Here is a 20729-nt window from a genome sequence, read left to right on the forward strand (position 1 = left end):
AAGGGTATGACGGTGTTTTCGGCAGAGAGTTCGTGGTGCAAAAATGCCATCGGCGTTTGGAAGCCAGGCTTATTTCTGCGTAATACGTTGATTTAGCTAGGGAAATCTCGCTGATAAATTCCGCGCATTCTTCATCCTGAAAAGCCATGCGGTGGCGTCTGGCCGGGCAAAAGCACCCGGCCACGTTCAGCTTAGTCAGAGACTGCCTGAATGCCCAAAGCCGCCTGCACCACGTTGGGTTTCGTCGAATTCCTGCACCAGTTCGAAGTGCGCCTGTACCACCGGCACAAGAACAAGCTGGGCAATGCGCTCGCCGACCACGATGTTGAATGCGGTTTGGCCGCGGTTCCAGCACGACACCATCAGCTCGCCTTGGTAGTCCGAGTCGATCAGGCCTACCAGGTTGCCCAGCACGATGCCGTGTTTGTGGCCCAGGCCGGAGCGCGGCAGGATCAGCGCAGCCAGACCAGGGTCGCCCACGTAGATCGACAGGCCGGTAGGGATCAGGACGGTCTGTCCCGGCTCAAGCAGGGTGTCTTGCTTGAGCATGGCACGCAGGTCCAGGCCGGCAGAGCCTGGGGTGGCGTAGGCCGGCAGTGGGAATTCGGTGCCGATGCGTGGGTCGAGGATCTTGGCTTGCAAAGCGTGCATGGAAATTAAACCTGGTTCAGCCGTTGGGCGATAAAAGAGATCAGTTGGCGGGCAATCTTGCCCTTGCTGGTCTGGGCGAAAAGGGTCGCGTGCAGGTCGCGGTCAATCACGCTGCAGGCGTTTTCCTCGCTGTTGAAGCCGATGCTCGGGTTGGCGACATCATTGGCAACGATCAGGTCGAGGTTTTTGTCTTTCAATTTGCGTGCGGCGTAGTCCAGCAGATGCTCGGTCTCGGCGGCGAAGCCGACGCTGAACGGGCGGTCAGGACGTGTGGCGATGGTGGCCAGGATGTCCGGGTTGCGCACCATTTGCAGTAGCAGGCCGTCGCCGCTTGTAGGGTCTTTCTTTAGCTTTTGCGGGGCGACGACTTCCGGGCGGTAGTCCGCAACCGCTGCCGAGGCGATAAAAAGGTCGCAGGGAATAGCCGCTTCGCAGGCCGCGAGCATGTCTCGGGCGCTGACTACATCGATTCGCGTGACGCGATCAGGGGTCGGTAGATGTACCGGTCCGGTGATCAGCGTGACGCGGGCGCCTGCCTCGACCGCGGCTTCTGCCAGCGCAAAGCCCATTTTTCCTGAGCTATGGTTGGTGATGTAACGCACCGGGTCGATGTTTTCCTGGGTCGGGCCGGCGGTGATCAACACGTGCTTGCCGGTCAGGGCCAAGTGCTGGAAGCACTCGGCGGCACACAGGGCCAGGTCGGTGGCTTCGAGCATGCGGCCCATGCCCACGTCGCCACATGCCTGGCTGCCCGATGCCGGGCCGAACACCTTGAGGCCACGGCTTTGCAGGAGTTGGGTGTTGGCCTGGGTGGCCGGATCGCGCCACATGGCCTGGTTCATCGCGGGGGCAATGGCAACGGTGGCGTCGGTGGCCAGTACCAAGGTAGTCAGCAGGTCATCGGCGATACCTTGGGCCAGGCGGGCGATCAGGTCGGCAGTGGCCGGGGCGATCAGCACCAGGTCGGCCCATTTGGCCAGTTCGATGTGGCCCATGGCAGCTTCGGCCGCCGGGTCCAGCAGGTCCAGATGAACCGGGTGGCCGGACAGGGCCTGCATGGTCAGGGGTGTGATGAACTCGCTCCCGCCACGGGTCATGACCACGCGCACTTCGGCACCTTGGTCCAGGAGCCTGCGAACCAACTCTGCGCTCTTGTAGGCGGCAATGCCGCCGCCGACGCCGAGAACGATGCGTTTCCGATACAGACGCTGCATTGGTTTGCCTTTCCAGTTCAGTGAAGCCAGTTCAGTGGTGCGTGCGATCTCCCCTCCCCAGGTGAAATCGCATGCAAAAAAGAGGGCCTACGATAACACAGCGTCTGCCCCGCAACAGCGGCGCACATGCACAGGGAGGTGGGATGAGTATTCGTGATTGGCCGGCGGCAGAGCGGCCCAGGGAGAAGCTTTTGGCGTGGGGCGCGGCGAGTCTGTCGGATGCTGAACTGCTGGCAATCTTCCTGCGCACCGGTGTCGCAGGTCGGAGCGCGGTGGACCTGGCGCGCCATCTGCTGGCGCAATTTGGCGGCTTACGCCCGCTGCTGGAAGCAAGCCAGGCGCTGTTCAATCAGCAACTGGGCTTGGGGCCGGCGAAGTTTGCCCAGTTGCAGGCGGTACTAGAGATGTCCCGGCGGCATATGGCCGAACAGTTGCGCAATGAATCGGCACTGGAAAGTCCGGAAGTCGTGCGGGGATACCTCAAGGCGCTGTTGCGTCATGAGCCCCACGAGATCTTTGGCTGCCTGTTTCTCGATTCAAAGCATCGGGTGTTGGGCTTCGAGGCGTTATCCGAGGGCACCATCGACGCTGCTGTGGTGTACCCCCGGCAAGTGGTCAAGCGCGCGTTGGCTTACAACGCGGCGGCGTTGATCCTTTGTCATAACCATCCTTCGGGAAGTGTGGAGCCGAGTGCAGCTGATCGAAAATTGACCAAAGTCCTGCAAAAAGCGCTGGAGATGGTAGACGTGCGGGTGCTGGATCACATCATCGTGGGAGATGGTGATCCGTTATCGATGGCGGAATACGGATGGATGTAACCCCACCCTTTCAGGTGGGGTTACGGTTCAGGGCTTGACGCTGACCTTCGAGAAATCCTGGCGCCCGAACGGACTTACTTGATAGCCGTCGACACTCTTGCGCGCGAGGGCGAACGCCGTCGGATGCGCCAGCGGCAGCCACAGCGCCTGCTGCTGGATTTGAGCCTGGGCCTGTTGATACAGCTTGCTGCGCACCCCTTGCTCGCTGGTGGTTTTGCCGGCACTGATCAGTTTGTCCAGCGCCGGGTCGCAGTAGCGAGCGAAGTTGGTGCCTGACTTCACTGCTGCGCAGGAAAACTGCGGGGTCAGGAAGTTATCCGGGTCACCGTTGTCGCCGGCCCAGCCCATGAACAGCAGGTCATGCTCGCCGGCTTTGGCGCGGCGAATCAGTTCGCCCCATTCGATCACTCGGATCTCGGCCTGGATGCCGACTTTGGCCAGGTCGGCTTGCAGCAATTGCGCGCCGAGGTTCGGGTTAGGGTTCAGCAGGCTGCCAGTGGGACGTGTCCAGATGGTGGTCTTGAAGCCGTCCTTGAGCCCGGCGCGATTCAGCAGGGCCTTGGCCTTGGCGAGGTCCTGTGGATAACCCGGCAGGTCCTTGGCGTAGCTCCAGGTGTTGGGCGGATAAGGGCCGTTGGCGGCTTCGGCGGTGCCTTCAAATACGGCTTTGAGGTAGCTGGCCTTATCGAAGGCCAGGTTGATCGCTTGACGTACTTCGGGTTTATCCAGGGGAGGGTGCTGGCTGTTGATCGCCACGAATGCAGTCATGAATGCAGCGGTCTTTTCCACCTTGAGGGCTGGGTCTTTCTCTGCCTCGCCTACATCCAGGGGCTTGGGCGACAGGGCGATCTGGCACTCATCGCGGTGCAGCTTCTGCAGGCGCACGTTGGCATCCGGCGTGATGGCGAAGATCAAGTTATCCACAGCCGGTTTGCCGCCGAAGTAGTCCGGGTTGGCTTTGTAACGAACCACAGCGTCTTTCTGGAAACGGCTGAAAATGAACGGGCCGGTACCAATCGGTTGGCTGTTGAGTTTCTCCGGCGTGCCGGCCTTGAGCAACTTGTCGGCGTATTCGGCCGGGTAAATCGAGGCGAAGCCCATGCTCAGGGCTGCGAGGAAGGTGGAGTCGGCATGATCCAGAGTGAAGCGCACCGTCAGCGGGTCGAGGGCATCGATCTTCTTGACCAGTGTTGGCAGTTGCAGAGACTGGGCGTGAGGGAAGCCGCTTTGGGCGATCTTGTGCCACGGGTTGGCCGGGTCGAGCATGCGTTCGAAGCTGAAGCGCACGTCTTCGGCGGTCAGGCTGCGACTTGGGGTGAAATACTCGGTGCGGTGGAACTTCACATCCGGGTGCAGCTTGAAGGTGTAGGTCAGGCCGTCCGGCGACACTTCCCAGCTGTCCGCCAGACTTGGCACCAGCTTGCCGCTGGCGGCATCGAAGTCCACCAGGCGGTTCATCAGTACGTCGGCGGAGGCGTTGGTGGTGGTCAGCGAGTTGTATTGCACCACATCAAACCCTTCAGGGCTGGCCTCGGTGCACACGCTCAGGTTGGTGGCGGCAGAGGCCAGCGGCGCGATAAAGAGAGGGGCAAGCAACAGCGGTAGGGCAGCGAGGCGCATATTCGGTTTCCTTTGCAGATCGAAGGCCCATCTGCGAGTGCAGTCTGGAAAAGTCCTACCGTAGTGCTCTGATTGATAAATGACTAGCCCATTTTTGCCTGTGCTTTTGGCTCAAATGCTGTTTTGATGGCGCCTCAGATTGTTTCGCCGTGCACTTTACGGTGCGTGCGGGCGCTGAAAATCATTCTGTGCGACGAGCGGTCGGCTGTTGTGTCGGCCCCTCCTGGCAACGGTTCAGGCGCCAATGGTCGAGATTTACTCCGGTAAAAACACACTCGCTGTTGTTGCACCAAGGTCTTTCTGGTATAAAGCAGCGCTCTTTTCTAGGGGCCCGGTTCCTTCGCTTGTAGGTGTAGCCGGTAAGACCCTAAAGAAACGCGGCGCCTGGCGCCAAATGACTGAGAGATTAAGCGGCCAACCCATGCCGGGTTGGGCATGTGGTTTTAGAGGGCTGAGGCATGTCGAGAGTCTGTCAAGTTACCGGTAAGGGTCCGGTGACTGGGAATAACATTTCCCACGCAAATAACAAAACCCGTCGTCGTTTCCTGCCGAACCTGCAGCATCACCGCTTCTGGGTTGAAGAAGAGAAACGTTTTGTTCGCCTGCGTGTATCTGCTAAAGGCATGCGTATCATCGACAAGCGTGGCATCACTGTCGTGCTGGCCGAAATCCGTGCCGCTGGCAAGATCTAAGGAGCTCTATCATGCGTGAATTGATTCGAATGATCTCTAGCGCCGGTACTGGTCACTTCTACACTACCGACAAGAACAAGCGTACTACCCCGGACAAGCTCGAAAAGAAAATGTTCGACCCGCGCGTTCGCAAGCACGTGATCTACAAAGAAGGCAAAATCAAGTAATTGATTTTCTTCCTTGTGAAAAAAAGCCCGTCTCTCACGAGTCGGGCTTTTTTTTGCGTGGAATTTGGTTGATCAGGTCTTCTGTTCAAACACCACGTAGATCTTGCGGCATGGTTCCAGTACTTCCCAGGTGCCGCTGAAGCCAGCAGGAATCACAAAGCGGTCGCCGGCGCGCAAGGTCTTGGCATTTCCCTCGGCGTCGCGCAGCACGGACACACCCTGCACGATTTCGCAGTACTCATGCTCGGTGTAGCTGACCGTCCACTGCCCGACATCACCTTCCCAGACCCCGGCGCTCATCTGGCCGCATGGGCTGTTGTAGTGGTTGTAAACCGTTTGTTCGGGATCGCCCTTGAGGATTTTTTCGGCGGCAGGGCGATAGCGGTCGGGGGCGGTGGTGGCTTGGCTGAAGTCGACGATGTCCTGGATGCTCATGTGCGTGTCCCGTCTGGCCTGGGGTTGAAGTGCCCAAAGTCTATGTTTATTAAAATGAACATCGCAAGGGCGTTTACCCGCGTTATGTCAAATATATTGAAACATCCCCAGCCGCTGGTTTAGGGTGGCAGCTGCCTTTGAGCCGAACAGCTGGTTGGCGGGCAAGCATTCTTTGAGGCTGCCGGGGGACATCGCCTGGCCCTTGTATTCAATAAGAGGAGGACACTCGCATGACCACCCTGACCCGTGCCGATTGGGAACAACGTGCCAAGGATCTGAAGATCGAAGGCCGCGCCTACATCAATGGCGAGTACACCGACGCTGCTTCCGGCGACACCTTCGAATGCATCAGCCCGGTCGATGGCCGTCTGTTGGCCACTGTCGCCAGCTGTGACGCCGCCGACGCCCAGAGCGCAGTGGAAAATGCCCGCGCCACCTTCAATTCCGGTGTCTGGTCGCGCCTTGCGCCGGCCAAACGCAAAGCCACCATGATCCGTTTCGCTGCGCTGCTCAAGGCCAATGCCGAAGAGCTGGCACTGCTTGAAACCCTGGACATGGGCAAGCCAATCAGCGATTCCCTGAACATTGACGTACCCGGCGCGGCGAATGCCCTGAGCTGGAGCGGCGAGGCCATCGACAAGATCTATGACGAAGTCGCCGCCACGCCGCACGATCAACTGGGCCTGGTGACCCGCGAGCCGGTCGGCGTGGTTGGCGCCATTGTGCCGTGGAACTTTCCGCTGATGATGGCGTGCTGGAAACTCGGCCCGGCGCTGTCCACCGGTAACTCGGTGATCCTCAAGCCTTCCGAAAAATCTCCCCTGACGGCCATCCGCATCGCGGCCCTGGCTGTTGAGGCCGGTATTCCGAAAGGCGTTTTCAACGTGCTGCCGGGCTACGGCCACACCGTCGGAAATGCCCTGGCGCTGCACATGGACGTCGACACGCTGGTATTCACCGGTTCGACCAAGATCGCCAAGCAACTGTTGATCCGCTCCGGCGAGTCGAACATGAAGCGCGTATGGCTGGAAGCTGGCGGCAAGAGCCCTAATATCGTGTTCGCCGATGCGCCGGACCTGCAAGCTGCCGCCAACTCCGCAGCCAGCGCCATTGCCTTCAACCAGGGCGAAGTCTGTACCGCGGGTTCGCGCTTGCTGGTGGAGCGCTCGATCAAAGATACATTTCTGCCGCTGGTTATCGAGGCCCTCAAGGCCTGGAAACCTGGCAACCCGCTGGACCCGGCGACTACCGTCGGCGCGGTGGTGGATACCCAGCAGATGAACACCGTGCTGTCTTACATCGAAGCGGGTCACACCGATGGCGCCAAACTGGTGGCCGGTGGTAAGCGCATCCTGGAGGAAACCGGCGGTACCTACGTGGAGCCAACGATTTTCGATGGTGTGACCAACGCCATGAAGATCGCCCAGGAAGAGATCTTCGGCCCAGTCCTGTCGGTAATTACGTTCGACAGCGCCGAAGAGGCTATCAAGATCGCCAACGACACGGTGTATGGTCTGGCCGCAGCCGTGTGGACTGCTGATATTTCCAAAGCGCACCTGACCGCCAAGGCCCTGCGCGCCGGCAGCGTGTGGGTCAACCAATACGACGGCGGTGATATGACCGCGCCGTTCGGTGGCTTCAAGCAGTCGGGTAATGGTCGCGACAAGTCGCTGCACGCGTTCGACAAATACACCGAGCTGAAGTCGACCTGGATCAAGCTCTAAGCAACACCGCAGGCCAAATGTGGGAGGGGGCTTGCCCCCGATAGCCGTGTGTCAGGCACTAAAAGTGCCCAATGATTCACCGCGATCGGGGGCAATCCCCCTCCCACACTGCTTTGTGTGTCCTCAAGAATTATCCACAGGAGTGTGGCAATGCGTTGGGCGACCTATTTCGCCGTGTTGGCCTCGGTACTCAGTGTCGGTCTGGCCCTGGGGGTGAGCATGCCGCTGGTGTCCCTGCGCCTGGAAGGCTGGGGTTACGGCAGTTTCGCCATTGGCGTGATGGCCGCCATGCCGGCCTTCGGCGTATTGCTCGGTGCCAAGGTCTCCAGTCGGCTGGCCTCCTGGCTCGGCACTGCCAACCTGATGCGCCTGTGCCTGTGGGCGGGGGCTGTGTCCATCGGTTTGCTGGCGATTCTGCCCAGTTACCCCGTATGGCTGGTGCTGCGGCTGATGATCGGGGTGATTCTGACCATTGTGTTTATCCTCGGCGAAAGCTGGATCAACCAACTGGTGGTGGAGCAGTGGCGCGGCCGCCTGGTGGCGTTATATGGCTGCAGTTATGCCCTGAGCCAGCTCTCGGGCCCACTGCTGCTGGGCCTGATTGGCACCGACCATGACTACGGCTTCTGGGTCGGCGTTGGCCTGTTGCTGGTGGCGCCGCTGTTGCTGCTGGGACGCTCAGGTGCGCCCACCGCTGACTCGTTCAGCGTGACCTTCGCTGACCTGTGGCGCTTCTGTAAGAGCCTGCCGGCGATCGCCTGGGCGGTGGCGCTGTTCGCCGCGTTCGAGGCAATGATCCTGACGCTGCTGCCGGTGTATTGCCTGCAACAGGGTTTTACTGCCGAGATCGCCTTGGCGATGGTCAGCACGGTGGTGGTCGGCGATGCGCTGCTGCAATTGCCCATCGGTGCGCTGGCCGACTACCTGCCTCGACGTACGCTGTTTCTGAGTTGCGCGGTGCTGTTACTGGCGTCCAGCCTGGCGATTCCGTTGGCGTTGCACACGCTGTTGATCTGGCCGATATGGGTAGTGTTCGGCGCCAGTGCTGGCGGGTTGTTTACCCTCTCGTTGATCCTGATTGGCGAGCGCTATCGTGACGATGCGCTGGTGCGCGCCAATGCCCATATCGCTCAGTTGTGGGGCATCGGGTGCCTGGTTGGCCCGCTGGTGGCCGGTGCGGGCAGCCAGTGGATCAACGGGCATGCGCTGCCGCTGTTAATGGCAGCCGGGGCGTTGGGGTTGGTGGTGCTGTTGCTGCGCCAGGGCGCATTCGGTACCGCACAGCCAGCCTGATTTGAAAGGCGATCGAATGTGGGAGGGGGCAAGCCCTCTCCCGCATTGGATCTTCATTGTGCTTAGAGCATGCGTTCCAGGCCGACCGAAGTGGCAAACCAGGCATTGAAGCGCCGCCACCAACTGCCAGGTTCGCGGGTCAGGGTGTGCAGTTGACCGTTATCTTCGGTCGCCCACACCACGTTGCCGTCCTGCAGTTTCGCCTCATAACTCAAGGCGGGCGCCATGCCTTGCAGCGCGAGTTTGCGCACGTGTTCCGCCAGTTCGGGGCTGTCCACCAGGACACCGACTTCGGTGTTCCACAGCACAGAGCGTGGGTCGAAGTTGAACGAGCCGATAAACGATTTCGTCCGATCAAAGATCATTGCCTTGCTGTGCAGGCTGGAATCCGAACCTCGGAAGGTGCCCCGGCGAAACAAGTGCGGGCCGCTGCCACCCCCGTCGCCCGGTTGGCGGCGCAGTTCATAGAGTTTGACTCCGTGCTCCAGCAGCGCCTTGCGATACGGCGCATAGCCGCCGTGCACCGCCGGCACGTCGGTGGCTTCAAGGGAGTTGGTCAGCAGGCTCACGGATACACCCGCGTCGGCGCGCCCCGTTAGGTACACCAGTCCTGGCTGCCCCGGTACGAAGTACGCCGAGATCATTATCAGCTCTTGGTTGACACCCTCCAGCTCCGGCGCCAGTTGGGTGGTCAGCAGCAGGCGTGGGTCTGGGTCGGCCTTGGACAGCACCTTGCTCGGCGCGTCCCACAACGCCTGATTCCAGGCCCAGATCAGCTCGCGACGCCAGATGTCCATGCGCGGTTGGGTCTGGTAGGCGCGCAGGCGGTTGTACAGCGCGTGATTCTGCTGGCGCGACTCGGCCAACGACGCCTCCAGGCGCGCGCGCGCGACGGCCAGGTCGCCTTTGGAGGGGCTGTTTGAGACGAAGTCGTCGATGGGTTTGCTCAGGGCGCTGTTCCAGTACTGATCGAAACTGTGCCCGAGCTGCTCGGCCACCGGCCCGACGCTGAGCATGTCGATATCGGTGAAGTTCAGATTGGGCTCGGCGTCGAAATACTCATCCCCCAGATTTCGCCCGCCGACGATGGCCACGCTGTTGTCCGCCAGCCACAACTTGTTGTGCATGCGCCGGTGTTGCAGCGACAGGTCGAACAGGCGACCCATGGCCCGCGTCACACCCGTGCTGCGCCCCAGGTGCAGGGGGTTGAACAGGCGAATTTCGATCTTGGGGTGGGCGGCGAGGGTGGCGATGATTTGGTCGAGGCCGTCGCTGGTGGTGTCGTCCAGCAGGATGCGCACGCGCACGCCACGGTCGGCGGCTTTGAGCAGTTCATCTACCAGCATGCGCGTACTGATGCCATCGTGGACGATGTAGTACTGCAGATCGAGGCTGGTCTGGGCGTTACGGATCAGCTCGGCGCGGGCCATGAAGGCTTCGCTGCTGTTGGGCAGCAGGCGGAAACCGGAGCGCCCCTGGTAGGGCGCGGCCTGGGCCTGGATCGAGCGGCCGAACGACGACTGTGCAGCCGGCAGTGCGTCGCTGGGGATGCGCTCAGTGCTCACCGTGGCGCAGCCACCCAGGCTCAGTGCTCCCAGCAGGAAAAGCGGTAAAAGCCGTCGAATCATCAAGGGAGGCGCTTCCAGATCAGGGCAGTTGTCGGCATATGACGGCAATTTTCCGCGAAAGGTCAGTCGGTCGACTCGGCCAACATCTTTATCGCGGAGGCACCGACCTTGCGTACCGCTTCTTCAATCTGCGGGGTTGGTTTAGCACCGTAGTTCATGCGCAGGCAGTTGCGGTACTTGCCCGACGCAGAAAAGATACTCCCTACCGCAATCTGTACACCCTGTTCCACCAGCACCCGGTTGAGCTTGAGGGTATCGAAGCCTTCCGGCAGTTCTACCCAGAGCATGAAGCTGCCTTGGGGGCGGCTGGCGCGGGTGCCCGACGGGAAATAGCGGCTGACCCAATCGAGCATCAAGTCGCGATTACGCTGGTATTGAGTGCGCATCCGCCGCAAATGAGGTTCGAAATGCCCGCCCTTGAGAAATTCGGCAATCGCGATCTGCGGTTGGGTCGCGGTGGAGCCGGTGCTGATGTATTTCATGTGCAGTACCCGCTCAAGGTAGCGCCCCGGTGCTACCCAGCCAATACGCAGGCCCGGCGCGAGGGTTTTCGAGAAGGAGCTGCAGAGCAGCACTCGGCCGTCTTCGTCGAAGGATTTGATAGTGCGCGGGCGCGGGTAGCTGTAGGCCAATTCGCCATAAACGTCGTCTTCGATGATTGCCACGTCAAAGCGTTGGGCCAGGGTCAGCAGTGCGCGTTTGCGTGCCTCCGGCATGATGTAGCCCAAGGGGTTATTGCAGTTGGGGGTCAACTGGATGACCTTGATCGGCCACTGCTCCAAGGCTAGTTCCAGTGCTTCAAGGCTGATGCCGGTGATGGGGTCGGTGGGAATCTCCAGGGCTTTCATGCCCAGCCCCTTGAGGGTCTGCATGGCGCCGTGAAAGCTCGGCGAGTCCACCGCGACGATATCCCCAGGATCACAGATAGCGTGGATGCTGGCGGACAGCGCCTCATGGCAGCCAGTGGTGATTACGATGTCTTCGGCGGTCAGTTGGCAGCCGGAATCCAATGACAGCCGTGCGATTTGCTCACGTAATTCCATACAGCCGAGGATGTTGTCGTAGTACAGCCCGGGCAGATCCTGACGCCGGCTTACGCGGGCGAGGCTGCGCAACAAGGGCTTCAGGGTGGGCGACAATACATCCGGCATGCCGCGGCCCATCTGTATGACGTCTTTGCGTGGCACGGCGCGAATCAGTTCCAGCACTTGGTCCCACTGGGAGATTTCCACCGGCCGCTGTGCTGGCCGGCCCACCTCCGGCAATGCCGGCAGCTCGCGGCCGACGGGTACAAAGTAGCCGGACTTGGGCTTGGGCATCGCCAGACCGTTGTCTTCCAGCACGCGATAAGCCTGTTGCACGGTGCTCAGGCTGACCCCGTGTTCCACGCTCAAGGCTCGTACAGATGGCAATCGATCACCGGGGCGATAGAAGCCCTGTTCGATACGAGTGCCCAGCAATTCGGCGAGGTTGACATAGAGGGTCATGACGGTCGCTCCCAATGGACCAGTACAGATAGGGGGAAAATACAGGATTCAGCCGCTCAGAGGCAGTGTCTGTATGGATTTAATAAAGGTGGGTTGAATCTGTAATGGTTTTTGCCGATCGCCCATTCTTGTCACTCAAGGCAACACGCCACTGAGGGGCAACAAAATGAACGGCATGAGCGATGTGAGGCTGGCGTTACACAGTCAGGAACTGGAAGCAGGGCAGCAGCGGGCACTGTCTGCGCTGACGGGTAACCGCTGGAGCCTGTTCTGGCATCGTCGCCATACCCGCAAGGCCCTGCTGACGCTGACCTGCGAGCAATTGCAGGATATCGGGCTGACTGTCGAACAGGCACGCCAGGAAGGCTTGAAGCCTTTCTGGCGCGGTTGATCACACCAGCTCTTTGAGGCGGTGCCAGAGCATCCCCAGCGCCAGCAGCGGCGAGCGCAGGTGCTTGCCGCCGGGGAAGGTGATGTGCGGCACCTTTGCGAACAGATCGAAACGCCCTTGCTGCTGGCCGCTGATGGCTTCGGCCAGCAGCTTGCCTGCCAGGTGCGTGGCGTTTAGGCCATGGCCCGCGTAGGCCTGGGCGTAATACACGTTGGGTTGATCCGCCAACCGGCCGATCTGCGGCAAGCGATTGGCGCCGATGCCGATCATGCCGCCCCACTGATAGTCGATTTTTGCGTCGGCCAACTGTGGGAACACCTGTAGCATTTTCGGTCGCATGTAGGCGCTGATGTCCTGGGGATCACGACCGGAGTAGTGGCACGCCCCCCCGAACAGCAGGCGACGGTCGGCGGACAGGCGGAAGTAGTCCACCGTCACTCGTTGGTCGCACACCGCCATGTTTTGCGGCAACAGGCTGGCGGCCTGAGCTTCGCTCAAAGGTTCGGTGGCGATGATGTAGCTTCCGGCGGGCAGCACTTTGCCGCTCAGGTGCGGGTTGAGGCCGTTGAGGTAGGCGTTGCAGGCCAGCACCAGAGTCTTGGCACGCACATGGCCATTGGCGGTATACACCTTGACCTCGGGGCCGTAGTCGATGCGCGTCACTTCGGACTGCTCAAACAACTGCACGCCCAACCCCTGTGCGGCGGCCGCTTCGCCGAGCGCCAGGTTCAGCGGGTGCAGGTGGCCTGAACCCATGTCGATCATGCCGCCCACATAGCGGTCGGAACCGATCACACTGCCCATCTCGGCGGCTTGCAGCAGGCGCACCTCATGGCGATAGCCCAGGCTGCGCAGTTCTTCGGCGTCTTCGGCCAGGCCGTGCAGGTCACGAGGCCTGTTGGCAAGGTCGCAGTAGCCCCACGTCAGGTCGCAGGGGATCTGGTAGCGCTCGACACGCTCGCGCACGATCTCCACAGCCTCCAAGCCCATCAACTTCATCTCGCGCACGCCATCGGCGCCGATCACGTTGGTGAACTGGTCCAGGCCGTGGCCGACGCCGCGAATCAGTTGCCCGCCATTACGCCCGCTGGCGCCCCAGGCGATCTTGCGCGCTTCCAGCAACACCACGCGCAAGCCGCGCTCGGCCAGTTCCAGGGCGGTGTTAAGCCCGGAAAACCCCCCGCCGATCACACACACGTCGGCAGTCACTTCGCCTGTCAACGCCGGGTAATCGGGTTGCGGCACGCTGCTGGCGGCGTAGTAGGAAGCGGTGTGCCGGGCGCTGGCGATCATGGGCGGAATCCCTGTTTGGAAAATTTGACGCAGGATACAACGGTCGGACGAAGCTGTCTGCGCAGGGCGTTTTGCGTCAGAATCCACGCCTATTTGCCGTTCGGTACGTGTTTCGATGAGTTGCAACAGTCAGAAAGTCAGCGCATTGCGCCGTCAGATTCCTTCGTTCGAGTGCGTCCCCGGTTGTCACGACTGCTGTGGGCCGGTGACCACATCGCCCGAGGAAATGTCGCGCCTGCCGCGTAAGACGGCCGCCGAGCAGGACGCGGCCATGGACGAACTGAACTGTGTACACCTGGGGCCCAACGGTTGCACGGTGTATGACGAACGGCCGCTGATCTGCCGGTTGTTCGGTACCACTTCGACCTTGCCGTGCCCCAATGGGCGGCGGCCGGTGGAGCTGATTCATCCTCGGGTGGAGAAGCAAATCCATGAGTACATGGCGAGCACCCGGCAAGTACTCGTCTAGCGGGTGTACTCGATCAAAATGCGGGAGGGCGTTGCGTCGGTTAGTCAGGAATCGGCAGGTTCAGGCTCTCTTTCACCTCTTCCATCACGATATAGCTCTTGGACTCCCGCACATGGGGCAGCTTGAGCAGAATGTCCCCCAGCAATTTGCGGTACGACGCCATCTCGGAAATCCGCGCTTTCACCAGGTAATCGAAGTCGCCGGACACCAGGTGGCATTCCAGCACATGGGGCAGTTTCAGTACGGCGCGGCGGAACTCTTCAAAGGTGTCGCCGGATTTGTAATCGAGGCTGATCTCGACAAATACCAGCAAACTGCCCTTCAAATGCTGGGGATTGAGCCGCGCGTTATAGCCCATGATGATCCCTTCACGCTCCAGCCGGCGGACCCGTTCGGTGCATGGCGTGGTCGACAACCCGACCTTTTCCCCCAGCTCTGTGAACGAGATACGCCCGTCGGTCTGCAGGATGCGCAGGATGTTGCGGTCGATCTTGTCCAGTTCCCGTTTGGTCTGGGTGTTGGTACGCATAGGGGATACGCCTCTGTGAAAAGGGTTTTTGCCGAGAATTGTCGCCAAATATAGGCATTTATATAGTGAAATGCACTGGTGATTGCTTTTTATACTGCGCCCATCATTGCTCGAATAACACACGTCAGCGGCTAAGCCCGCGATGAGGATATAAAAATGCGCGTTCTGGTCTTGGGTAGCGGCGTCATTGGTGTGACCAGTGCCTACTATTTGGCTCGGGCTGGCTTTGAAGTCGTCGTGGTCGACCGTCAGCCCGCTGCTGCCATGGAAACCAGTTTCGCCAACGCCGGCCAAGTCTCCCCAGGCTACGCTTCGCCATGGGCCGCGCCAGGTGTGCCGCTCAAGGCCATCAAATGGCTGCTGCAACGCCACGCACCGCTGGCGATCAAGGCCACGGCCGATATCGATCAATACCTGTGGATGGCGCAGATGTTGCGCAACTGCACCGCCAGCCGTTATGCGGTGAACAAGGAGCGCATGGTGCGCTTGTCGGAGTACAGCCGTGACTGCCTCGACGAATTGCGCGCCGAGACCGGCATTGCCTACGAAGGTCGCAGCCTGGGGACTACTCAACTGTTCCGCACTCAGGCCCAGTTGGATGGCGCCGCCAAAGACATCGCGGTATTGAAAGAATCCGGCGTGCCCTTCGAACTGCTCGACCGCGCCGGCATTGCCCGCGTTGAGCCGGCCCTGGCCAATGTCACCGATATCCTCGCAGGTGCCTTGCGCCTGCCGAACGACCAGACTGGCGACTGCCAGATGTTCACCACCCGCCTGGCCGAGATGTGCAAGCAGTTGGGCGTGGAGTTTCGTTTTGAACAGGACATCCAGCGCCTCGACCGCGCCGGTGACCGCATCAACGGCGTGTGGATCGACGGCAAGCTGGAAACCGCCGACCGCTATGTGCTCGCGCTCGGCAGCTACTCGCCGAAGCTGCTCAAGCCGCTGGGGATCAAGGCGCCGGTTTACCCGCTCAAGGGCTACTCGCTGACAGTGCCGATCACTAACCCTGCGATGGCGCCGACTTCGACCATTCTCGACGAGACCTACAAGGTCGCGATCACCCGTTTCGACAACCGCATTCGCGTCGGAGGCATGGCTGAAATAGCCGGTTTTGACCTGTCGCTTAACCCGCGTCGGCGTGAAACCCTGGAGATGATCGTCAACGACCTTTATCCTCAGGGCGGCGATCTGGCAACCGCCGAGTTCTGGACCGGCCTGCGCCCGACTACACCCGACGGCACACCAATTGTCGGTGCCACCCCGTTCAAGAATCTGTTCCTGAACACCGGCCACGGCACCCTCGGTTGGACCATGGCCTGCGGTTCCGGTCGTTTGCTGGCTGATCTGATGGCTAAGAAAACCCCGCAGATCAGCGCCGCAGGCCTCGATATTTCCCGTTACGGCAACCACCAGGAGTCCGCACAACATGTCAATCCAGCGCCAGCTCACCAATGAGCGCATGAGCCAGATCGTAGTCCACAGCGGTACCGTGTATCTGGCCGGGCAAGTCGGCGACGACATGAACGCCGGGATTGAACAGCAGACCCGTGAAACCCTCGCCAATATCGAGCGTTTGCTGGACCTGGCCGGCACCGACAAGACCAAGCTGCTGTCGGTGACGATCTACCTGAAAGACATCGACGCCGATTTCGCCGGCATGAACGCGGTGTGGGACAAGTGGCTGCCAAAAGGCGTCGCTCCGGCCCGCGCCACTGTCGAGGCCAAATTGTGCGAACCAGAAATCCTGGTAGAGCTGTCCGTCGTGGCCGCGCTGCCTTAAACAACGATCCCTCTCCCGGTGCCGAAGCTGTTGGTCGGTGCCGGTTTTTTCTTCACTTAGCCGCCTAGAAGCCTGCCGCCATGCGTCCTGCCCGTGCCCTGATCGACCTCCAAGCCCTGCGCCACAACTACCAACTGGCCCGTGAAATTACGGGGGCCAAGGCCCTTGCCGTGGTCAAGGCCGACGCCTACGGCCATGGTGCCGTGCGTGTGGCCCAGGCGCTGGAAGCCGAGGCAGATGGGTTTGCCGTGGCATGCATCGAGGAAGCCCTGGAGCTGCGCGCCGCCGGTATTCGGGCGCCGGTGCTGCTGCTGGAAGGTTTCTTCGAAGCCGACGAGTTGCCGCTGATCATCGAGCATGATTTGTGGTGCGTAGTGCATTCTTTGTGGCAACTGGAGGCGATCGAACAGGCCAAACTGAGCAAACCCCTGACCATCTGGCTCAAACTGGATTCGGGTATGCATCGCGTCGGCCTGCATCCAAAGGATTATCACGAGGCCTACCAGCGCCTGCTGGCCAGCGGCAAAGTCGCGAAAATCGTATTGATGAGCCACTTTGCTCGCGCCGATGAACTCGATTGCGTCAGCAGCAACGAGCAAGTCGCGGTGTTTGAGGCGGCGCGCCAAGGCCTGGCGGCCGAGGTCAGCCTGCGCAATTCGCCGTCGGTGCTGGGCTGGCCGAGCATGACCAGCGACTGGGTGCGCCCCGGCATCATGCTTTATGGCGCGACGCCGTTTGGCGAAGACCACACCATCGCCGCACGTCTGCAGCCGGTGATGACCCTGGAATCGAAAGTGATCTGCGTACGCGAACTGCCGGCCGGCGAGCCAGTGGGCTACGGCGCCCGGTTTATAACGCCTAAACCGATGCGTATCGGCGTGGTTGCCATGGGTTATGCCGACGGCTACCCGCGCCACGCGCCTACCGGCACGCCTGTGTTGGTGGCGGGGCAGCGCAGCCAATTGCTGGGGCGCGTGTCCATGGACATGCTGTGCATCGATCTGACCGACGTCCCTGAGGCAGGTCTTGGCTCTACGGTGGAGCTGTGGGGCAAGAACATCCTCGCCAGTGAAGTCGCGGTTGCCGCTGAGACCATTCCCTACCAGATCTTCTGCAACCTGCGCCGGGTGCCAAGGCTCTATTCCGGCGCTTGACGGTCAGGCACGAACACAGCTTCCTGGGATTTAGGCCCAAGTGTTGTAAATACTGAACGCTGTCGCCATGATAACGCTCAATTACAACAAAGCCTGAATCCTAGGAGGCTCCCGCATTGGACGTCGGCGAACGACTGCAATCCATCCGCAAGCTGAAGGGTCTTTCCCAGCGTGAACTCGCCAAGCGCGCGGGCGTCACCAACAGCACCATTTCGATGATCGAAAAAAATAGTGTCAGCCCCTCGATCAGCTCCTTGCGCAAGGTGCTGGGCGGCATCCCCATGTCCATGGTCGAGTTCTTTTCCGAAGAGATCCTCCAGGAAATACCGACACAGATCGTCTATAAAGCCAATGAGCTGATCGACATCTCTGACGGCGCCGTCACCATGAAACTGGTGGGTCGAGCGCACCCGAGCCGGGCCATCGCGTTTCTCAACGAGATCTACCCACCGGGCGCCGACACTGGCGAAGAAATGCTCACCCACGAAGGCGAAGAAACCGGGATTCTGGTGGAAGGTCGCCTTGAATTGGTGGTCGGTCTTGAAACTTTTGTGCTCGAAGCTGGCGATAGCTACTACTTTGAAAGTACCAAGCCCCATCGTTTTCGCAATCCGTTCGACGTACCGGCGCGACTAATCAGCGCAGCCACACCCGCGAACTTTTAAGAATAGAGGCGTCCTGCCAGCGTTGCAGAGACACCCGAGCTGTATTCCGCGAGGCTGAATCTCCCTTTATTTAATAGGGTTGTTTCGGCCCGGCGGGCTAACCGTTATACTTTCGCCGCCTGCGAAACCGTGGCCGCAGGCGTGAATAGCCACCATTGAGGGTGAACGCGTGAACCTAATTATGAAAATGCTGGCTGCACCAGCAACCGTACTGGCCCTATGGGCTGTGAGCGCACAAGCTGCGACCAATGATGACATTGCCAAGCGTCTGGAGCCGGTGGGCCAGGTCTGCGTCCAGGGCGAGGAATGCAAAGGCATGGAAGTCGCCGTGGCAGCGGGCGGCGGCGGCGGCGCGAAAACCCCGGATGACATCATCGCCAAACACTGCAACGCGTGCCACGGTACCGGCCTGCTGAACGCGCCGAAAATCGGCGACACCGCCGCCTGGAAAGAACGCGCCGACCACCAGGGCGGCCTCGACGGCATCCTGGCCAAGGCGATCACCGGCATCAACGCCATGCCACCTAAAGGCACCTGTGCTGATTGCTCGGATGAAGAGCTTAAAGGCGCGATCAAGAAGATGTCCGGCCTGTAACCTGCCGATCTTCGCCAAAAAAGCCGCTTACGAGCGGCTTTTTTGTGCCTGTGATTTACCCGTCGAGGCTGTTCTTTGCAGCAAAGACCCGGCAAGCTCGGTCCAACCCCTAATCATGGAATGTTCAGGAGGGTCGGATGGTGCAGTTGTGTTCAATCGAGCAAGCAGTTGACGACGTATTGGCGCGTTTGCCAGCGCATATTCACATGGGCATGCCGCTGGGCCTGGGCAAGCCCAATCTGTTCGTTAATGCGCTGTACCGGCGTATCGCCAAGCTGCCGGAGCGGGCGCTGACGATCTATACCGCGTTGAGCCTGGGCCGTCCGACAATGGGTGATGGCTTGCAGAAGCGCTTTCTTGAACCCTTTATCGAGCGAGTGTTTGGGGATTACCCGGAGTTGGAGTTTCTCGCCGCGCTGCACTCAGACAGCTTGCCGAAGAATATCCACGTGCAGCAGTTCTTCATGCAGCCCGGTAGTCTGCTGCACAGCACGTCGGCCCAGCAGGATTACGTCAGCAGCAACTACAGCCACGCCGCCCGCGATATCAACGCCGCTGGCCTGAACCTGGTGGCACAACTGGTCGCGAGCAGCGCGGAACACCCGGACCGCCTGAGCCTGAGCTGCAACCCCGACATCACCCTCGACCTGCTGCCCATGATCGCCAAGCGCCGTGAAGCGGGCGAAACCGCTTTGATCGTTGGGCAGGTTCACACCGATTTGCCCTACATGCCCGGCGATTCCGAGTTGGGCATGGACGCGTTCGACTACCTGATCGATGCTAAGGACAGCACCACACTGTTCTCCACGCCGAACATGCCGGTGGGGTTTCAGGACCATTTCATCGGCCTGCATGCCAGCACTTTGGTGCGCGATGGCGGCACCTTGCAGATCGGTATTGGCTCCATGGGCGATGCGTTGACCGCCGCCTTGCTGGCGCGCCAAGCCGATAACGAAGCTTACCGCCTGCTGCTGACGGATCTGGATGTGTATCAGTGGGCACCGCTGATCAGCCATGAAGGCGGTGTCGATCCCTTCGCCCGTGGCCTTTACGGTTGCAGCGAAATGTTCGTCAACGGCCTGCTGGTGCTGGCGGATGCGGGGATTATCCGGCGCAAGGTCTACCCGGATGTGGCCACTCAGGAACAAGCCAACGCCGGTTTGCTGGACGATGCGGCGCAGCCCGATGGAGTATCAATCCACGGTGGCTTCTTCCTCGGGCCACGCAGTTTTTACCAGCGTTTGCAGGAAATGACCCACGCCAAACGCCTTGAATTCAACATGACCCGCATCAGCTATATCAACGAGCTGTACGGCCAGGAAGAACTCAAGCGTTTGCAGCGCCAGGATGCACGGTTTATCAACAGCGCGATCACGGTGACGTTGCTGGGCGCAGGCGTGGCCGACCAGTTGGAGGACGGCCGCGTGCTCAGCGGCGTGGGCGGGCAATACAACTTTGTGGCTCAGGGGCATGCGCTGGAAGGCGCGCGCTCCATCCTGATCCTGCGCAGTTGGCGTGAGTCGGCGGGGGAGGTCAGTTCCAATATCGTCTGGGAGTACGGACACTGCACCATTCCCCGGCACCTGCGGGACATCGTCATCACCGAGTACGGCATTGCCGACCTGCGCGGGCAGACGGATGCCAAGGTCATTGAGGCGTTGCTCAACATCACTGACTCACGCTTCCAGGCCGACTTGATTGAGCAGGCGCAAAAGGCTGGCAAGTTGCCCAAGGATTTCCAGATGGATCCGCGCTTCACCGACAACACGCCGGAGCGGCTCCAGGGTATCCAGGCGCGGCATCGGCGTTTGTTCCCGGAGTATCCGCTGGGCAGCGATTTCACGGATGAAGAGCGGGATCTGTTGCGCGCATTGAACTGGCTCAAGAGCAAATTCAAGCTGACGGAAATTCTGGAGTTGGGCAAGGCGGCGCTGGATGCACCGGAGCCGGAGGCGTTTCCCGAGCACCTGAAACGGATGTGCCTGGATAAGCCGGAGGGGTTGAAGGAGGATCTGTATCAGCGCTTGTTACTCGCCGGCCTGCAGGCCACCGCGCACTAACAGACAATAGAGCGCAAATGTGGGAGGGGGCTTGCCCCCGATTGCCGTGTATCAGTCACCG

General features: G+C 60.5%; 21 protein-coding genes. 13 read left to right on the forward strand and 8 right to left on the reverse strand.

Translation table 11 applies throughout. The annotated features are described in order from the left end of the window. Positions 1–195 precede the first annotated feature (195 nt). The gene (gene dut / locus AB4N82_RS10610) at positions 196–651 is read right to left on the reverse strand and encodes a dUTP diphosphatase (RefSeq protein WP_032884403.1); all 456 of its coding nucleotides are present in this window, start codon (positions 649–651) and stop codon (positions 196–198) included. Positions 652–656: 5 nt separating this feature from the next. Beyond that, positions 657–1865, reverse strand: a complete 1209-nt coding sequence (gene coaBC / locus AB4N82_RS10615) for a bifunctional phosphopantothenoylcysteine decarboxylase/phosphopantothenate--cysteine ligase CoaBC (RefSeq protein ID WP_016970585.1) — start codon at positions 1863–1865, stop codon at positions 657–659. A gap of 143 nt (positions 1866–2008) precedes the next feature. On the opposite strand from coaBC, the gene radC reads away from it, so the two are divergent. Then, positions 2009–2683, forward strand: a complete 675-nt coding sequence (gene radC / locus AB4N82_RS10620) for a RadC family protein (RefSeq protein ID WP_032884400.1) — start codon at positions 2009–2011, stop codon at positions 2681–2683. Between the two features lie 27 nt (positions 2684–2710). Here radC and AB4N82_RS10625 read toward each other — a convergent pair whose 3' ends face one another. Further along, positions 2711–4303, reverse strand: coding sequence for an ABC transporter substrate-binding protein (locus AB4N82_RS10625; protein ID WP_032884399.1), 1593 nt, complete (start codon positions 4301–4303; stop codon positions 2711–2713). A 458-nt stretch (positions 4304–4761) separates the two neighbouring features. Between AB4N82_RS10625 and rpmB the strand changes: the two genes are divergently transcribed. After that, positions 4762–4995, forward strand: coding sequence for a 50S ribosomal protein L28 (gene rpmB / locus AB4N82_RS10630; protein ID WP_003176907.1), 234 nt, complete (start codon positions 4762–4764; stop codon positions 4993–4995). An 11-nt stretch (positions 4996–5006) separates the two neighbouring features. Continuing rightward, the gene (rpmG, locus tag AB4N82_RS10635; protein ID WP_003176906.1) at positions 5007–5162 is read left to right on the forward strand and encodes a 50S ribosomal protein L33; all 156 of its coding nucleotides are present in this window, start codon (positions 5007–5009) and stop codon (positions 5160–5162) included. A gap of 72 nt (positions 5163–5234) precedes the next feature. On the opposite strand, the gene AB4N82_RS10640 is transcribed toward rpmG, so the two are convergent. Then, positions 5235–5597 (reverse strand): cupin domain-containing protein, encoded by a 363-nt coding sequence (locus AB4N82_RS10640; protein WP_032884397.1) that lies wholly within the window; start codon positions 5595–5597, stop codon positions 5235–5237. A gap of 230 nt (positions 5598–5827) precedes the next feature. On the opposite strand from AB4N82_RS10640, the gene AB4N82_RS10645 reads away from it, so the two are divergent. Next, positions 5828–7321, forward strand: a complete 1494-nt coding sequence (locus tag AB4N82_RS10645) for an aldehyde dehydrogenase (protein WP_032884395.1) — start codon at positions 5828–5830, stop codon at positions 7319–7321. 150 nt (positions 7322–7471) lie between these two features. Further along, entirely contained in the window at positions 7472–8614 is a 1143-nt protein-coding gene (locus AB4N82_RS10650; protein ID WP_122763970.1) for an MFS transporter, read from the forward strand. Between the two features lie 62 nt (positions 8615–8676). Here the strand turns inward: AB4N82_RS10650 and AB4N82_RS10655 are convergent, their stop codons facing one another. Beyond that, a complete protein-coding gene (locus tag AB4N82_RS10655) occupies positions 8677–10242 on the reverse strand; it encodes a phospholipase D family protein (protein ID WP_122763969.1) in 1566 nt (521 codons plus the stop codon). A 62-nt stretch (positions 10243–10304) separates the two neighbouring features. Then, complete coding sequence (locus AB4N82_RS10660; protein ID WP_122763968.1) at positions 10305–11729, reverse strand: aminotransferase-like domain-containing protein; 1425 nt, start codon at positions 11727–11729, stop codon at positions 10305–10307. 166 nt (positions 11730–11895) lie between these two features. Between AB4N82_RS10660 and AB4N82_RS10665 the strand changes: the two genes are divergently transcribed. Continuing rightward, positions 11896–12120 (forward strand): DUF1127 domain-containing protein, encoded by a 225-nt coding sequence (locus tag AB4N82_RS10665; RefSeq protein WP_122756235.1) that lies wholly within the window; start codon positions 11896–11898, stop codon positions 12118–12120. On the opposite strand, the gene AB4N82_RS10670 is transcribed toward AB4N82_RS10665, so the two are convergent. Further along, positions 12121–13413 carry an NAD(P)/FAD-dependent oxidoreductase gene (locus AB4N82_RS10670; RefSeq protein WP_095185202.1) on the reverse strand — a complete coding sequence of 431 codons (1293 nt, stop codon included), beginning with the start codon at positions 13411–13413 and terminating at the stop codon, positions 12121–12123. It abuts the gene before it with no gap. 115 nt (positions 13414–13528) lie between these two features. Between AB4N82_RS10670 and AB4N82_RS10675 the strand changes: the two genes are divergently transcribed. Further along, a complete protein-coding gene (locus AB4N82_RS10675; RefSeq protein WP_032884386.1) occupies positions 13529–13882 on the forward strand; it encodes a YkgJ family cysteine cluster protein in 354 nt (117 codons plus the stop codon). Between the two features lie 40 nt (positions 13883–13922). Here the strand turns inward: AB4N82_RS10675 and AB4N82_RS10680 are convergent, their stop codons facing one another. Next, complete coding sequence (locus tag AB4N82_RS10680; protein WP_003176896.1) at positions 13923–14411, reverse strand: Lrp/AsnC ligand binding domain-containing protein; 489 nt, start codon at positions 14409–14411, stop codon at positions 13923–13925. Positions 14412–14567: 156 nt separating this feature from the next. Between AB4N82_RS10680 and dadA the strand changes: the two genes are divergently transcribed. The 6 genes from dadA to AB4N82_RS10710 all read left to right on the forward strand — a co-directional run bounded on the left by dadA (position 14568) and on the right by AB4N82_RS10710 (position 20668). Beyond that, complete coding sequence (gene dadA, locus AB4N82_RS10685; protein ID WP_032884384.1) at positions 14568–15869, forward strand: D-amino acid dehydrogenase; 1302 nt, start codon at positions 14568–14570, stop codon at positions 15867–15869. Continuing rightward, positions 15841–16194 carry a RidA family protein gene (locus AB4N82_RS10690; protein ID WP_017135862.1) on the forward strand — a complete coding sequence of 118 codons (354 nt, stop codon included), beginning with the start codon at positions 15841–15843 and terminating at the stop codon, positions 16192–16194. Before dadA ends, AB4N82_RS10690 begins: the two co-directional genes overlap by 29 nt. Before the next feature lie 80 nt (positions 16195–16274). Next, entirely contained in the window at positions 16275–17348 is a 1074-nt protein-coding gene (gene alr / locus AB4N82_RS10695) for an alanine racemase (RefSeq protein WP_122763967.1), read from the forward strand. Between the two features lie 116 nt (positions 17349–17464). After that, positions 17465–18013, forward strand: a complete 549-nt coding sequence (locus tag AB4N82_RS10700) for a cupin domain-containing protein (protein ID WP_003176893.1) — start codon at positions 17465–17467, stop codon at positions 18011–18013. Between the two features lie 181 nt (positions 18014–18194). Continuing rightward, positions 18195–18608 (forward strand): c-type cytochrome, encoded by a 414-nt coding sequence (locus tag AB4N82_RS10705; RefSeq protein WP_032884380.1) that lies wholly within the window; start codon positions 18195–18197, stop codon positions 18606–18608. Positions 18609–18745: 137 nt separating this feature from the next. After that, the gene (locus tag AB4N82_RS10710; RefSeq protein WP_122763966.1) at positions 18746–20668 is read left to right on the forward strand and encodes an acetyl-CoA hydrolase/transferase C-terminal domain-containing protein; all 1923 of its coding nucleotides are present in this window, start codon (positions 18746–18748) and stop codon (positions 20666–20668) included. The last annotated feature ends 61 nt before the right edge of the window (positions 20669–20729 follow it).

The sequence above is a fragment of the Pseudomonas sp. H1_D04 genome (genome assembly GCF_054683855.1).

Excerpts from the sequence above, each read along its gene's own strand:
- dut (WP_032884403.1), bottom strand. The coding sequence starts at position 651 with ATGCACGCTTTGCAAGCCAAGATCCTCGACCCACGCATCGGCACCGAA.
- coaBC (WP_016970585.1), bottom strand. The coding sequence starts at position 1,865 with ATGCAGCGTCTGTATCGGAAACGCATCGTTCTCGGCGTCGGCGGCGGC.
- radC (WP_032884400.1), top strand. The coding sequence starts at position 2,009 with ATGAGTATTCGTGATTGGCCGGCGGCAGAGCGGCCCAGGGAGAAGCTT.
- AB4N82_RS10625 (WP_032884399.1), bottom strand. The coding sequence starts at position 4,303 with ATGCGCCTCGCTGCCCTACCGCTGTTGCTTGCCCCTCTCTTTATCGCG.
- rpmB (WP_003176907.1), top strand. The coding sequence starts at position 4,762 with ATGTCGAGAGTCTGTCAAGTTACCGGTAAGGGTCCGGTGACTGGGAAT.
- rpmG (WP_003176906.1), top strand. The coding sequence starts at position 5,007 with ATGCGTGAATTGATTCGAATGATCTCTAGCGCCGGTACTGGTCACTTC.
- AB4N82_RS10640 (WP_032884397.1), bottom strand. The coding sequence starts at position 5,597 with ATGAGCATCCAGGACATCGTCGACTTCAGCCAAGCCACCACCGCCCCC.
- AB4N82_RS10645 (WP_032884395.1), top strand. The coding sequence starts at position 5,828 with ATGACCACCCTGACCCGTGCCGATTGGGAACAACGTGCCAAGGATCTG.
- AB4N82_RS10650 (WP_122763970.1), top strand. The coding sequence starts at position 7,472 with ATGCGTTGGGCGACCTATTTCGCCGTGTTGGCCTCGGTACTCAGTGTC.
- AB4N82_RS10655 (WP_122763969.1), bottom strand. The coding sequence starts at position 10,242 with ATGATTCGACGGCTTTTACCGCTTTTCCTGCTGGGAGCACTGAGCCTG.
- AB4N82_RS10660 (WP_122763968.1), bottom strand. The coding sequence starts at position 11,729 with ATGACCCTCTATGTCAACCTCGCCGAATTGCTGGGCACTCGTATCGAA.
- AB4N82_RS10665 (WP_122756235.1), top strand. The coding sequence starts at position 11,896 with ATGAACGGCATGAGCGATGTGAGGCTGGCGTTACACAGTCAGGAACTG.
- AB4N82_RS10670 (WP_095185202.1), bottom strand. The coding sequence starts at position 13,413 with ATGATCGCCAGCGCCCGGCACACCGCTTCCTACTACGCCGCCAGCAGC.
- AB4N82_RS10675 (WP_032884386.1), top strand. The coding sequence starts at position 13,529 with ATGAGTTGCAACAGTCAGAAAGTCAGCGCATTGCGCCGTCAGATTCCT.
- AB4N82_RS10680 (WP_003176896.1), bottom strand. The coding sequence starts at position 14,411 with ATGCGTACCAACACCCAGACCAAACGGGAACTGGACAAGATCGACCGC.
- dadA (WP_032884384.1), top strand. The coding sequence starts at position 14,568 with ATGCGCGTTCTGGTCTTGGGTAGCGGCGTCATTGGTGTGACCAGTGCC.
- AB4N82_RS10690 (WP_017135862.1), top strand. The coding sequence starts at position 15,841 with ATGTCAATCCAGCGCCAGCTCACCAATGAGCGCATGAGCCAGATCGTA.
- alr (WP_122763967.1), top strand. The coding sequence starts at position 16,275 with ATGCGTCCTGCCCGTGCCCTGATCGACCTCCAAGCCCTGCGCCACAAC.
- AB4N82_RS10705 (WP_032884380.1), top strand. The coding sequence starts at position 18,195 with ATGAAAATGCTGGCTGCACCAGCAACCGTACTGGCCCTATGGGCTGTG.
- AB4N82_RS10710 (WP_122763966.1), top strand. The coding sequence starts at position 18,746 with ATGGTGCAGTTGTGTTCAATCGAGCAAGCAGTTGACGACGTATTGGCG.